The organism is Nocardioides sp. 503, assembly GCF_004522095.1.
In the GTDB taxonomy this organism is placed as follows: domain Bacteria; phylum Actinomycetota; class Actinomycetes; order Propionibacteriales; family Nocardioidaceae; genus Nocardioides.
This window is the reverse complement of record NZ_SPUI01000005.1, coordinates 22,781-36,067: the sequence shown is the minus strand read 5'-3', so window position 1 is coordinate 36,067 and position 13,287 is coordinate 22,781. Positions and strand designations below refer to the sequence as shown.

Sequence of the window (13,287 nt, the reverse complement as noted above, 5' to 3'; positions counted from 1 at the left end):
TCATGCCGCCGGAGCGGCCCGACGACACCCCGCCCGCCGTGGTGCCGGAGAAGGTCCTCGAGGAGGAGCTCGCCCTCCTCTACGACGAGGCGCCGTTCGGCTACCTGTCGACCACGCCCGACGGCTACATCGTCCGGGTCAACGCCACCTTGTGCACCTGGCTGGGCCTCGGTGCGGACGAGGTCCTCGGCCTCCACCTGACCGACCTCCTCACGGCCGGCGGCAGGATCTACCACGAGACGCACTACGCGCCCATGGTCCAGATGCAGGGGTTCGTCCGCGAGATCGCCGTCGACATCGTCCGGGCGGACGGCAGCCGACTGCCGGTGCTGCTCAACGCGACCCTGGTCCGCTCACCCGACGGCGAGCCACGCCTGGTCCGGGTGGCCGTCTTCGACGCCACGCAGCGGCGCGCCTACGAGCGGGAGCTGGTGCGCACCCGTGACAAGCAGCAGGCCGAGCTGAGGGCGCAGGCCGCGCAGGTCGCCAGCGCCACCGCGACCGTCAGCCAGATCATCGACGCGGCCACCAGCACGCTGCTCGTGGCGACGGACGCGGACATGATCGTCACGCACTTCAACCGCGGCGCCGAGCTGATGCTGGGTCATGCGGCGCAGGACGTGGTCGGGAGGCCCTCCGCGGGCATCCTGGGCGTGGGCGAGACGCTGCGCCAGGCCGAGGATCTCGGGGTCTCCCCCGACTCCGCGCTCATCGTCGCGGCGCTGGTGCACCACGGCAGGCCGAGGGACTGGCACGTGACGACCGCCTCCGGCGAGAGCCGCACGATGTCGCTGAGCTTCACCGAGATCCGCGACGAGCACCGGTTGATCGGCTACCTCTGCGCCGGCGAGGACATCTCCGTGCGGCTGGGCCTCGAGGCCGCCCAGGCCGCCGCGCTCCAGCGGGAGCTGCAGTCCGTGGCCCGCCTCCAGGAGGCCGACCGCATGAAGGACGAGGTCGTCTCCACGATCAGCCACGAGCTGCGCACGCCCATCGCCTCGATCCAGGGCTACGGCGAGCTCCTCGCCGACGGCGACCTGGGAGAGCTGACGCCCGGGCAGTCCGGGGCCGTGGAGAAGATGCTGCGCAACGCGGCCCGGCTCTCCGCGCTCGTCGAGGACCTGCTGCACCTGGACCGCATCGGTTCGGCCGAGGAGGTCCCTCTCCACCTCGCGCCGCACGACCTCGCGGCGCTCGTCGTCGAGGCCCGCGACAGCCTGGCGCAGCTGGCCCGCAGCCGCGACCTCACGCTCGACGTCCAGGTGCCGGAGGAGCACGTCCTCGTCCTGAGCGACGCGCAGGCCCTGGAGCGGGTCGTGCTCAACCTCGGCGACAACGCCATCAAGTTCACCCCCGACGGCGGGTCCGTCACCCTCACCGTCGCCACCACCCCGGCGGGCTGCGTGCTCACGGTCGCCGACACCGGCATCGGCATGTCCGAGGAGGACCGCGACCGCGTCCGGGGGCGCTTCTACCGCTCGTCGGAGGCCTACCGGCTCGCCGTTCCCGGCACCGGACTGGGACTGAGCGTGGTGGAGGCGATCGTGGCGGTCCACGGGGGCACCCTCGACATCGCGTCCACGCTCGGAGGAGGGACCGCCGTCACGGTGGTGCTGCCGGCCTACGTCCCCGAGGCGTAACGGCCGCCCCCGGGGAGACCCGGGGAGCGGCGCGCCGCGCGAATCCCCCCAGACCCACGCGACCCTTCAACGGGGCGGATCCCCCGGGGTTACGCCGGTCTGGACCAGCAAGGTGCCGGTACCTCGTCAGCTCGCGATCCGCGTGGTCCGTCCGGCGGACGATGGGAGGCAGCGGGGGTGTCCTCCGTCCGCAGGATGTCGACCGGAGTGCGTCGCGCACCTAGGGTGAGCCACGTGACGACGAACTCTCGCCCGCTGCGGCTCGCCATCGTGGACGACTACGCCGTCGTGGTCGCCGGGGTCGCCTCCTTCCTCGCGGCGGAGGACATCGACGTGGTCGAGACCGGCGCCTCGCAGTCGGTCCTCAGCGATGTCGACGTCGTCCTGTACGACACGTTCGGCCAGGTGCAGGGCCAGGGCATCGACCTGGAGGACTTCGTCCGGGACAGCGACGCCCACGTGGTCGTCTACAGCTGGAACGTCCAGCCCGAGATGGTGACCGACGCCGTCGCCGGCGGAGCACGCGGCTACCTCTCCAAGGTGCTGACGGGCCCCCAGGTCGTCGCTGCGCTCCGGCGCGTCGTCGCCGGTGAGGTCGTGATCCTGACCGGTGAGGACGAGACGAGCGTGGACGGCGAGGGCGACTGGCCCGGCCGATCGCTCGGGCTGTCCCCGCGTGAGGCCGAGGTGATGGCGCTGATCGCGCAAGGACTGAGCAACAATGACATCGCCGCCAGGTCCTACCTGAGCATCAACACGATCAAGACCTACATCCGCACCGCCTACAGCAAGATCGGGGTGACGTCCCGGTCCCAGGCGGTCATCTGGGCCCTCGACAACGGGTTCAAGCCCGACACCCTGCGCACCATCGACCCCACGCTGGTCCTCCGCGGGCCGCGCTGACCCGGACCGGCACAGGGGTCAGTCGGGTGGTTCCGAGGCCCCCGGGACAGCCCACGCGTAGTCGGCCGCGAGGCTCGCGTGACGCTCCAGGTCGAGAATGCCGACCTTCGCCTCCAGGCGGTCCAGGAGCTCGCGGGCGTGGGCCGGGTGGGCGCAGCCGCTGCGCTCTCCGGCGCCGGGCACCGGGCGCCCGTCGTGGGCTGAGAACCTCACCGCGGGTCCTCCGCGATGGGTGACATCGAGCTGCGCGGTCGGCGGGGCCGCACGGACAGCTCCAGCAGGGCCCGAGCCAGCGTCGTCATGAGCAGGACGACGAGAGTGGTGGTCATGGGGGCGGCGGTCTCCTGGTCGAGTGAGGTCGTCGGACGCCGGTCGTGCTGCCACACCGAGCGCGCGTAGGTCGGGGCCTAGGCGATCGGTCGTAGGGTCGAGACGCAACGCTCCAGCTCCACCAGACGGATCAGCCGCGACATGTGCAGCATCCGCAGCACCGTCGGGCGGCACCCGCGGAGGGTGACGTGGTGGCCGTGCCCCCGCGCACGCCTGCTGGCGAACGCCAGCACCTTCAGCGCCGTGTGGTCCACCGACGGGACCCGCGACAGGTCGACCACGATCGAGTCGGTCCGGATGGCGTCGTGAAGCGCCTGTCGGACCACCCAGGTGCTGCGCACGTCGAAGTCCCCACACAGGTGCAGGGTCGTACCGTCCCGAGAGATGTCCATGTGGTCCTCCAGCGCATATCCCCGCCGCGGTGGCGGGACGTCACCATGCTGCGTCCCGAGTGACCGCCGAGGAAGGTCTCCGAGCACCTTTCGCCTGAGGAGGTGAGGTCATCGGACGCTTTTCACCTCTAGGGGGGACCCCTGCGCGGCGCTCTCGCGATCGACCGCCTCCCCAGGGGTCCGCTTCGCCCCGGCGGGTGATTCTCCGGCGGTCGCCTCATGCACAGGGGTGAAAGGGTCGTCGCGGCATGGACGCGGACCCGGGTCGGGTGTCAGCGTGAGCAGGTCCCCCGGCGTCGACGTGTCGTCCGATCCCGGAAGGCATGGTCGCGGTGACTGCGCGCGGGACCGCAGTCACCGCGGCCCTCCACGCTCGTGCGGAGAGGGGCTACCGGTCCTCCGACGCGACCGTCCCGGCCGCTCGCCGGAGCTCGACCAACGACCAGGACAGCGGCGGGACCTCCAGCTCGTGACGGCCGCTGCGGGCGACGTCGGGAAACCCCCGCAGGTCCACCGTCGTCCGGACGACCGCGGACTCCGAGCGGTTGACCAGCACGAGGGCGACGGCGCCGAGCTCCGACTCGTACGTCGCGACGCGGGGCTCGACCCGCAGGACGTCGCCCCGCGCCACGGCGGCGATCCGGGCGAACGGCGCGCTAGCCCAACGAGTTGCAAAGCGCCAGTGACCCGGCCCGCCCGGCCATGCCCACGGCCCGCCGCTAGGACCGGGAGCCGACCGCGACGGCCTCCGGAGCAGGGCCCGCCCGCCGAGTGGCGGCACGGCGGGAGACCTCGGCCACCAGGCACCCGGCGACCGCGAAAACCGCGCCGAGGACGGCCCAGCCGAGCAGCCCGTGGTCGATCGCCGTCGCCGTGACGACCAGGGGCGACAGCATCCCCGCGAGCGAGTAGCCCATCTGGCTGACGCCCTGGTAGGCGCCGACGCTGGCCGGGTCGGCCAGCTCGAAGGCCAGGCCCCAGGCCCCGGCCTCGGCCCAGATCTCGCCGAACGTCGCGATGACCTCGGCGACCAGCAGGACCAGGACGGCGGCGACCGAGCCCAGGCTCCCGGCCGCGGCGTACAGCAGGCACGCGGCCGCGAGCACGCCGCCGGCGCGGCGCACGGTGCGGCCGCCGACCCGGACGTCCTCGGTCCCGCGCGCGGCGCGCACCTGGAGCAGCGCCACCAGGACCGTGTTGACGATGAGGAGCACCGAGATCATCACCGTCGGGGCCTCGGTGTGGCCCGCGATCCATAGCGGGACGCCCACGCTCTGCAGGCCGAACTGCATCGCGATGACGGCGTTGAGGCTCGCCACCGCGACGTACGTCGGGTCGCGGAACGGCGAGCGCCCTCGCGCCGGCGCCGTGGCTCCCGGGAGGCGGACGCCCATGACCTCCGCCAGCTCCGGCACGCGCTCCCGCAGGCCGAGCACCGGCAGCACGGAGGCCAGCGCGAGGACGCCGACCACCACGATGGCCGCCTGGTAGGCCGTGCGGGTGTCCAGGAGCAGGGCGATGCCCGCCGCGAGCGTGCCCAGGCCCATGAAGACGTTGGTGACCACCCGCAGCCGGGCGCGGACCGCCACCCGGTCCGGGCCCGTGAACCACCGGGCCAGCAGCGCCGACTTGGCCGATCCCTGGAGGCTGCGGAAGCCGACGGCAGCGCAGGCCGTGACGACGAACGACGTCCAGCCGTCGGCGACGACGTAGGCGAGCAGCGCCAGCGCCTGGGCCACCGAGGCCCACCGCAGCACCCGGTCGGCGCCGACCAGGTCGGAGAGCCGACCCCCGAGGTAGGAGGCGACCACGCCGGCCACGCCGGCCACGGTGAGACCCAGGCCCACGTCGGTGGCCGGGAGGCCGATCACGCGGGTGAAGTAAAGGGCGCTCACGCTGTAGAAGACGCCGTTGGCCAGGGAGCCGGCCAGCGTCGTGAAGGTGAGGGCCCGCTCGACAGGGTCGGCGGGGAGCAGCGTGCGGGTCACTCCACCGTTCTGTCAGGCCCGGCCGCCCGGGAGTAATGATGTAGCCTCCTGCTACATGTTGGAGTACGACCTCGGCGGGACCGATCTCGCCGCGGTGCGCTTCGCCATCTCCCCGCTGACCGAGCTGGCGCTCTCGCTGCGCACCTGGCAGGACCCCGGTCGCTTCCCCGTCCACCTGCCCTGGCTGGCCGCGACGAGGCACGCCCGGGACGGGCTTGACACCGAGCTGCTGGTCGCCCTGAGCAACGAGCGACTCTCGCTCCCCGACTTCCTCACCCCCCGCCCGCAGACCCCGCTCACCCGGTTCGCCGACGAGCTGGGGGTGGTCTCCGCGACCCCGGCCGCGGTCGTGCTCGAGGACCTCGCCGAGGTCCACCCCGGCGGCCTGCCGCGCGCCCTGCAGGGTCCGACCGCGCGGGTGCTGGGGCGCACCGTGACCGCGCTGGCCGACTACTGGACCGCCTGCTTCGAGCCCTGGTGGCCGCGGATGCGCGCGGTGCTCGAGGCCGACGTCGTCCACCGCGGGCGCACCACGGCGCGAGCCGGCACGTCGGCGATGTTCACCGACCTGGCCCCCGAGGTCAGCCTGGTCGGCGACGTCGTCCGGGTGAGCAGCGGCAGCGCCCACCTCCGACGCCGCATCACGGCCGGCGAGGGCCTCACGCTCGTGCCGTCGCTCTTCACGCGCACCACCGTCGGCCCGTTCGACACCGAGGAGGCACCCCTGCTGGTCTATCCGGCGCGCGGGGCCGGGACGGTGTGGCAGGCGGACCGTTCCGGCGGCCCGGAGGCGCTGACCGCGATCCTGGGCGAGGCGCGTGCCCGCCTCATCACGCTGCTGGAGTCCCCTGCCTCCTCCACCGAGCTCGGGGTGCGCCTGGGCGTGACGACCTCGGCGGTCAACCAGCACCTGCGGGCCCTGCGCGACGCCGGGCTGCTGACCTCGGCCAGGCACGGCCGCTCGGTGCTCTACCTGCGCTCCGAGCTCGGCGACGCGCTGCTCGCGGGATCGCTCGGCTGAGCCGCCGGCGCCCTACCGCGCGTCCGGCCGTCCCCGGAGGTCGGCGAGCGCGGCGTCGAGGTCGGGATGACGGAACTCGAAGCCCGCGCCGAGGAGCTTCGCGGGGAGCGCCCGACGACCGGTGAGGGCCAGGGCCGGGTCGGTGCGCAACAGCACCGCGCCCATCCTGACCAGGACCCGCGGCGTGGGAGGGGCCGCCGGTCGCCCCACGCTGCGGCGCAGGGCGGCCATCAGCTCGGCGTTGCGCACCGGACGCGGACCGGTGGCATGGACGACGCCGTCGAGGGCCGGGCCTCCTGGCTCGAGCAGGCCCCGCACGATCGCGAGCCAGTCGTCGATGTGGATCCAGCTGACCCACTGGGTGCCCGGACCCACCCTTCCTCCGACGCCCCACCGGGCGAGGGACCAGAGCCGGTCGAGGGCCGGGGTGTCGCGGTCCAGGACGATCCCGGTGCGCAGGACCACGACGCGGTCCGCGCGGGCGCCACCGACCGCGGCCTCCCACGCCTTCGCCACCGAGGTCATCTGGGGTGGCTCGTCGGCCGGCGGTGCCGACTCGTCGAGCACCGCGTCCCCCGCGTCACCGTAGATCGCCAGCGTGCTCGCCTGGACCCAGACGGGCACGGGCCGGTCGAGGGTCCGGCTCGCCTCGACCAGCGCGTGGGTCGGCTCGACGCGCGAGCTGGTCAGCAGGGCGACGTTCGCCGGGGTCGGCCGGCGGTCCACCAGCTCGCCGGCGAGGTTGACGACGGCACTGCCCTCGAGCTCGACCGACCACGGGCCCACGGTGCGGCCGTCCCACACCACCTGCCGGAACGGACCCGGGCGCACCCGCCGGGTCAGGACCACGACCTCGTGGCCCGTGGCGGCCAGGTCCTGGCACAGCCGACGGCCCAGCGACCCGGAGCCTCCAGCGACGACCACCTTCATGGCGGCGAACCTAGTGCAGGTGTCCCGGTCCGGCCCGAGTCGGCCCGAGTCGGCCCGCCTACGGTGGGGTACCAGGGCGTGTCCCGAGAAAGAGGTCGTGCGATGCCGGTGTGGCTCGAAGCGGGCGTGTGGGGCCTGGTCGCCGGTGGCGCCCTGGTCGTGGGCGCCCTGGTGTCCTGGCTGGTGCGCGTGCCCCAGCACGTGGTCGCGGTGGTCATGGCCTTCGGGTCCGGGGTGCTGATCTCGGCGCTGGCCTTCGACCTCGTCGACGAGGCCGAGAGGACGGGCGGCCTGCTCGCGACCGCCGTCGGGTTCCTCGGGGGCGCCCTCTTCTACGTGCTGGCGAACGTCGCCCTGGCGCGCCGTGGAGCGCGGCACCGCAAGCGCTCACAGGACCAGCAGCCCTCCGAGGACGAGCAGTCCGGCAGCGGCACCGCGATCGCCGTGGGAGCCCTCCTGGACGGGGTCCCGGAGTCCGTCGTCCTGGGCCTCACGCTGGTCGGCGGCGGTGGCGTCGGCGTGCCGGTCCTGGCCGCGATCTTCATCTCCAACCTGCCGGAGGGCCTCTCGAGCGCGGCCGGCATGAAGGCGAGCGGGCGCAGCGCCCGCTACGTCTTCGGCGTGTGGACGGGCATCGCCGTCGCGAGCGGCCTGGCCGGGCTGCTCGGCTGCCTCCTCCTCCAGGGAGCGCCGCCCGAGACGATCGCCGTCATCACGGCCGTCGCGGCGGGCGCGATCCTGGCCATGGTCGCCGACACGATGATCCCCGAGGCCTTCGACGAGACCCACCTCTACACCGGCCTGGTCGCCACGGTCGGCTTCATCGTGGCCTTCGCCATCGAACGCGCGTGAGGGATCATCGGCCGGGCCGGCGTACCGGCCCCCTCGAAGGAGACACGATGACGATCGACCAGGCCCTCGTCCAGCGGCTGGCCCCGACCGGGGCGCTGCGCGCGGTGATCAACCTCGGCAACCCCGTGCTCGCCCACGGCACGCCCGACGAGCCGGGAGGCGTCACCGTCGCGATCGCCCGCGAGCTGGCCTCCCGCCTCGAGGTGCCGCTGACCCTGGAGTGCGTCGACGCCGCCCGTCGGTCCCTCGCCGCGCTGACCGACGGCACCGCCGACGTCGCCTTCCTCGCCGTCGAGCCCGCGCGCGAGGTCGACGTCCACTTCTCGCCGCCGTACCTCACCATCGAGGGCGTGTACGTCGTCGGGCACGACTCCCCCGTCACGACCGCCGCCGACGTGGACCGACCCGGCGTGCGCGTGGGCGTCAAGCAGGGCTCGGCCTACGACCTCTACCTCACCCGCACGCTGCAGCACGCGGGGGTCGTCCGCGGCGCCGACGGCGTCGCCGTCTACCGCGAGTCCGGGCTCGACGTGGGCGCCGGCATCCGGCAGCCGCTCACCGCACTCGTGGCGGAGGAGGCGTCCCTGCGTCTCGTCGAGCCGGCCTTCATGCAGATCCAGCAGGCGGTCGCCCTGCCTCGGGACCGCGGCGAGGAGGCCGCGGACGCCCTCGCGGGGTTCGTCCGCGACCTCCTCGACAGCGGCTTCGTGCGGCGCGAGCTGGCGGCGGCCGGGCAGGACCCGGAGCTCGCCGCCGGCTGAGCGCTACTGCTCGAGCAGGTGCTCGCGCAGGGTGCTGCCGGTGTACTCGGTGCGCAGCCGGCCGCGGCGCTGCAGCTCGGGCACCACCATGTCCACGAACTCCTCGAAGCAGCCGGGGGTGTAGGTGGCGATCAGCATGAAGCCGTCGGCCCCGCCCTCGTCGGCGTAGGTCTCGAGCTGGTCGACGATCGAGGACGGGGTGCCCACCAGGACCGGCATGCCCATGCCCTGGGCGTAGATGATGGCCGCCTCGGCGACCGTCACCGGCTCGCCGTTCTTGGCGTACAGGATCGACTCGAAGAGCCCCTGGATGCCGGGGACCTCGATGTTCTGGATCTCGTCGTCGGGGTCGAAGGTCGAGAAGTCGAGGCCGAAGTGGCCCGACATCCACGCCATCGCGCCCTCGAGCGGGATGCAGGCCTTGATGCGCTCGTACTTGGCCTGCGCCTCCTCCTCGGTCGCGGCGACCACCGTCTGCACGCCGAACAGGTACTTCACGCTGTCGCGGTCCCGGCCGAACTTCGGCAGGCGCGAGTCGAGGTCGTCGACGTACTCGCGCATCCGCTCGACGTTGGGGTGCACCGCGAAGATCGCCTCGGCGTGCTTGGCCGCGAAGTCGCGACCGCGCGGCGACGAGCCGGCCTGCCACAGCACCGGGCGACCCTGCGGGGAGGGCGCGACGAAGTGCCGGCCCCGGCTCTTGTAGTACTGGCCCTCGTGGTCGACGACCTTGACCTTGTCCGGGTCGGCGTAGATCCCGGACTCGGCGTCCGCCACGATCGCGTCCGGCTCCCAGGAGTCCCACAGCTGGTAGCACAGCTCCATGTACTCCTCGAGGCGCTCGTAGCGGTCGGCGCGGGAGGTCATCTCCTGGCCGTAGGCCTCCCACTCGCTCTTGGAGTAGGACGAGACGATGTTCCACGCCACCCGGCCGTCGGAGAGGTGGTCGAGGCTCGAGAGCCGGCGACACATGGAGTAGGGGTGCTCGAACGCCGTCGACAGGGTCACGCCCACGCCGAGGTGCTGCGTGGCGCGGGTGATGATCGGGACGATCGTGGACGGCTCGTGGGTGGGGCACTGGATGGCGTACTTCACCGTGGCGTCCGAGCTGTCCTCGTGCGTCGTGTACGGCGCCAGCTCGTCGGCGATGAACATCCCGTCGAACAGTCCGCGCTCCATGGTGCGGGCCATGTGCTCCCAGTAGGCGGGGTCCGTGAACGACCAGTTCACCTTGTCCTGGGGGTGGCGCCACATCCCGGTGGCGTGGCTGTTGACGCCGTTCTGGATGAAGCCGAGCAGGTGGAGCTTCTTGGTCATGTCCGTGTCCGTTCGCGGGAGGGCGACCGACCGTCTGGTCAGTCGTGGCGGATGTTGTCGCGCAGCGTGCGCGCGGGGTACTCGGTGCGGTAGCGACCGCGACGCTGGAGCTCGGGGACCACCAGGTCCACGAACTCCTCGAAGCAGCCGGGCGTGTAGGTGGCCAGGAGGATGAAGCCGTCGGCCCCGCCCTCGTCGAGGAACGTCTCGATCCCGTCGGCCACCTCGGCGGGCGTGCCGATGAGACGCGGCATCGAGAAGCGCGAGGAGTAGATCCGCGCCGCCTGGGCGACGGTGACCCGGTCCCCCTCGACGGCCTGGGCCACGAGGGCGTCCTTGACGCCCTGGATCCCGGGGACGTCGATGTCGACCAGCGGTGCGTCGGGGTCCACGGCGGCGAAGTCCACGCCGAGCTGGCCCGAGAGCATCGCCAGCGCGCCACCCTCCGGGACGAGCGCCTCCACCTCCGCGGCCTTGCGCTGCGCGGCCTCCGACGTGGGCGCCACGACCGGGAGGATCCCGTAGTAGAGCTTCACCTGCTCCGGGTCGCGGCCGCAGCGCGCGATCCGCGCGCGCATGTCGTCGCTGTAGGCGCGCATGGCCTCCACCGTCGGGTGGATCGCGAAGACCGCGTCGGCGGTGGCGGCGGCGAAGTCACGGCCCTGGGGCGAGGAGCCGGCCTGGAAGATGACCGGCTCGCCCTGGGGTGACGGCTTCACGAAGTGCCGTCCCCGACAGGTGAAGTGCGTGCCGCGATGGTCGACCTCGGCGATCTTCGCCGGGTCGGCCCAGACCCCCGAGACCGGATCCGCGACCACCGCACCGGGACCCCAGGAGCGCCACAGCTTGCGGCACACGTCGACGTACTCGGCGATCCGCTCGTAGCGCTGGGCACGGTCGGGCATCACCTCGCCGTAGGCCTCCCACTCGCTCGGCGAGTAGGAGCCCACGACGTTCCAGGCCACGCGGCCACCGGTGAGGTGGTCCATGGTCGAGAGGCGCCGCGCCATCGAGTAGGGGTGCTCGAACGCCGTGGACAGGGTGAGCCCGACCCCCAGGTGCGTCGTCGCTCCGCTGATCACCGGGACCAGGGCGCCCGGCTCGTGGGTCGGGAACTGCACGGCGTAGCGCACCGTCGCGTCGGAGGAGCCGTCGAAGGAGCTGTAGGGGGCGAGCTCGTCGGCCAGGAAGATGCCGTCGAACAGGCCCCGCTCCATCGTCCGGGCCAGGTGCTGCCAGTACTCCGGGCTGGCGAAGTCCCACCCGACCTTGTCCTGCGGGTGGCGCCACATCCCGACGACGTGGCTGCTGAGGCCGTGCTGCGCGAATCCCAGGAAGTGGGCCTTCTTCACACCGCGCCCTTGCCCACCCGGGCTCGCCGGTCCACCGAGAAGGCGATGACCACGGCCACCGCGCTGCCCAGGCTCAGCACCGGCAGGAGGTACCACCCGTACGACGTCACGCTGATCAGCACGATGCAGCTGAACGACGCGACGACCCCGCCGAGGGCCTTGAAGGCGAACTTGCCGGTGTCCTCGGCCTGCACCTCCACCTCGACGCCGCGGTCCCCGCCAGCGCGGAGGTAGAGGAACTCGCGGACGCCCTCACGGACGAAGAAGAAGGTGATGACGACGGCCACGGCCGTCGCGATCCAGAAGAGGGTCATGACCGGTCAGCCTTTGCGGTGAGGACGGGCTCGGGGTTGTCGTCGCGGTTGACGCGTTCGAGCTGTGCGTAGTCGAAGGTGCTGCGGGAGAAGACGCTGCCCAGGACGAGCACGAGCAGCGAGCTGGACAGCAGCGTCGCGGTCCCCCACAGCTCGTCGATGTTCTCGCGCACGAGGTAGCCCGCGATGGCCGCCACGAAGATCGCCGCCACGAACGCCGGGGCGGTGGTGCGCTTCCAGAAGATGGCGAACGTCAGCGGGAGGATCAGCGCGCCCTTGAAGAAGTAGATCGTGTTGACGGTGTTGATGTAGTCGTTGCTCGCCAGGACCACGATGCCGCCGACCACGCCGCCGGCGATGATGCTGCCCTTGGTGATGCGGAGCAGCTGCTTGTCCGGCATCGACGGCCACCGCGGCTTGACGACGTCGGTGGCGACCAGCGAGGAGAGCGCGGAGAAGGCGCCGTCGATGGTGGAGTAGCAGGCCTGCAGGATGATCGTCACGTAGAGGGCGACGAGCACGGTCGGGATGCCCAGGTGGGTGATGACGTAGGGGCCGATGGCCCCGGCCCCGTCGGCCCCGAGGTCCTCCATGGTGACGCCCTGGGAGATGCCGATCAGCCCGAGCAGGCCCATGCACAGCGGGATCGGGTAGAACCACAGCCCCGCCCACAGGAACGTGCGCGACATGCTCGCCGGCTTCATCGACCACGCCTTCTGCCAGAACGTCTGGTCGGCCATGGTCGAGGCGAGCAGGCCCAGCGCGAGCGAGATGCCGAACGCCGACGCGGCGGTGCTGTCGACGGGGTCGAGGTTGGCGCCACCCGCCTCCTCGACGCCCTTGAAGACCGTCGAGGCGCCGCCCGCCTTGGCGAGCGCGTAGAGGGTGATCAGCGCGGCGGGGACCGTGATGCACAGGGTTCCGATGGTGCCGGTGACCGCGGAGGTCCACAGGCCGCCGAAGTAGGAGTAGACGGTGACCACGACGAGCGCGACCACGAGCACGGCGGTCGCCTGGAGGCCGAAGACCACGCCCATCACGAGCACGATGCCGAAGAGGTTGATGAGGACCTCGCAGATGATGACCGCGATCATCACCAGCAGGATCACCGCGCTGGCGACGGTGCTCTCGAAGCGGTGCCGCACGAACTCGACGATCGTGTAGCCCTCGGGCATGCGGCGGCGCAGGGCGACGGCGAAGGGGACCATCAGGATCACGGCCAGGCCGTTGGGGACGACGAACCAGACCAGGCCCGACGTACCGAACGAGAAGGCCTGGGCCGACGACATCATCACGGCCATGGACCACGTCCAGACGGCGATCAGGGCGCCGACGCCGTAGCCGAAGCCGATCTGGCGTCCGGCGATGATGAAGTCGTGCGTGCTGTGGATCAGGGTGCGGACCGTGAGCGCGACGGCGAGGAGGCCGGCACCCAGTCCGATCATCAGGGCATAGCCCAGCAAGGGAGACAGGGTCATGGAGGTCAT

The 13,287-nt window shown here is 72.2% G+C and carries 14 protein-coding genes; 5 read left to right on the top strand and 9 right to left on the bottom strand.

All coding sequences use genetic code 11. The features are described from left to right. Positions 1 to 2: 2 nt before the first annotated feature. Positions 3 to 1,640: an ATP-binding protein gene (locus tag E4622_RS17405; protein ID WP_134741526.1), complete on the top strand. Its 1,638-nt coding sequence runs from the start codon at positions 3 to 5 to the stop codon at positions 1,638 to 1,640. Positions 1,641 to 1,874: 234 nt separating this feature from the next. Then, a complete protein-coding gene (locus tag E4622_RS17400) occupies positions 1,875 to 2,543 on the top strand; it encodes a response regulator transcription factor (RefSeq protein ID WP_245156093.1) in 669 nt (222 codons plus the stop codon). A gap of 18 nt (positions 2,544 to 2,561) precedes the next feature. Here the strand turns inward: E4622_RS17400 and E4622_RS17395 are convergent, their stop codons facing one another. The 4 genes from E4622_RS17395 to E4622_RS17380 all read right to left on the bottom strand — a co-directional run bounded on the left by E4622_RS17395 (position 2,562) and on the right by E4622_RS17380 (position 5,253). Next, entirely contained in the window at positions 2,562 to 2,756 is a 195-nt protein-coding gene (locus tag E4622_RS17395) for a hypothetical protein (protein ID WP_134741524.1), read from the bottom strand. Between the two features lie 194 nt (positions 2,757 to 2,950). Continuing rightward, positions 2,951 to 3,265 carry an STAS domain-containing protein gene (locus E4622_RS17390; protein WP_134741523.1) on the bottom strand — a complete coding sequence of 105 codons (315 nt, stop codon included), beginning with the start codon at positions 3,263 to 3,265 and terminating at the stop codon, positions 2,951 to 2,953. Between the two features lie 388 nt (positions 3,266 to 3,653). Then, positions 3,654 to 3,896 (bottom strand): hypothetical protein, encoded by a 243-nt coding sequence (locus E4622_RS22885; protein WP_167736144.1) that lies wholly within the window; start codon positions 3,894 to 3,896, stop codon positions 3,654 to 3,656. 88 nt (positions 3,897 to 3,984) lie between these two features. Further along, a complete protein-coding gene (locus tag E4622_RS17380) occupies positions 3,985 to 5,253 on the bottom strand; it encodes an MFS transporter (protein WP_134741521.1) in 1,269 nt (422 codons plus the stop codon). Between the two features lie 55 nt (positions 5,254 to 5,308). Here E4622_RS17380 and E4622_RS17375 point away from each other — a divergent pair, with 55 nt between their 5' ends. Next, positions 5,309 to 6,274, top strand: a complete 966-nt coding sequence (locus E4622_RS17375; protein ID WP_134741520.1) for a helix-turn-helix domain-containing protein — start codon at positions 5,309 to 5,311, stop codon at positions 6,272 to 6,274. A 12-nt stretch (positions 6,275 to 6,286) separates the two neighbouring features. Here E4622_RS17375 and E4622_RS17370 read toward each other — a convergent pair whose 3' ends face one another. Beyond that, positions 6,287 to 7,204, bottom strand: a complete 918-nt coding sequence (locus tag E4622_RS17370) for a TIGR01777 family oxidoreductase (protein WP_134741519.1) — start codon at positions 7,202 to 7,204, stop codon at positions 6,287 to 6,289. A gap of 102 nt (positions 7,205 to 7,306) precedes the next feature. Here E4622_RS17370 and E4622_RS17365 point away from each other — a divergent pair, with 102 nt between their 5' ends. Then, positions 7,307 to 8,056, top strand: a complete 750-nt coding sequence (locus E4622_RS17365; protein WP_134741518.1) for a ZIP family zinc transporter — start codon at positions 7,307 to 7,309, stop codon at positions 8,054 to 8,056. Between the two features lie 47 nt (positions 8,057 to 8,103). Next, positions 8,104 to 8,817, top strand: a complete 714-nt coding sequence (locus E4622_RS17360) for a transporter substrate-binding domain-containing protein (protein ID WP_134741517.1) — start codon at positions 8,104 to 8,106, stop codon at positions 8,815 to 8,817. 3 nt (positions 8,818 to 8,820) lie between these two features. On the opposite strand, the gene E4622_RS17355 is transcribed toward E4622_RS17360, so the two are convergent. From E4622_RS17355 to E4622_RS17340, 4 genes are read right to left on the bottom strand one after another with little or no spacing between them, the layout of a single operon-like run. After that, positions 8,821 to 10,134 (bottom strand): LLM class flavin-dependent oxidoreductase, encoded by a 1,314-nt coding sequence (locus tag E4622_RS17355; RefSeq protein WP_134741516.1) that lies wholly within the window; start codon positions 10,132 to 10,134, stop codon positions 8,821 to 8,823. Positions 10,135 to 10,172: 38 nt separating this feature from the next. Further along, entirely contained in the window at positions 10,173 to 11,486 is a 1,314-nt protein-coding gene (locus E4622_RS17350) for an NtaA/DmoA family FMN-dependent monooxygenase (protein WP_209022004.1), read from the bottom strand. Next, positions 11,483 to 11,800, bottom strand: a complete 318-nt coding sequence (locus tag E4622_RS17345) for a hypothetical protein (protein ID WP_134741515.1) — start codon at positions 11,798 to 11,800, stop codon at positions 11,483 to 11,485. The genes E4622_RS17350 and E4622_RS17345 overlap by 4 nt, the downstream gene beginning before the upstream one ends. Then, on the bottom strand, positions 11,797 to 13,278 hold the full coding sequence (locus E4622_RS17340; RefSeq protein WP_209022003.1) for a hypothetical protein: 1,482 nt from the start codon (positions 13,276 to 13,278) through the stop codon (positions 11,797 to 11,799). The genes E4622_RS17345 and E4622_RS17340 overlap by 4 nt, the downstream gene beginning before the upstream one ends. Positions 13,279 to 13,287 lie beyond the last annotated feature (9 nt).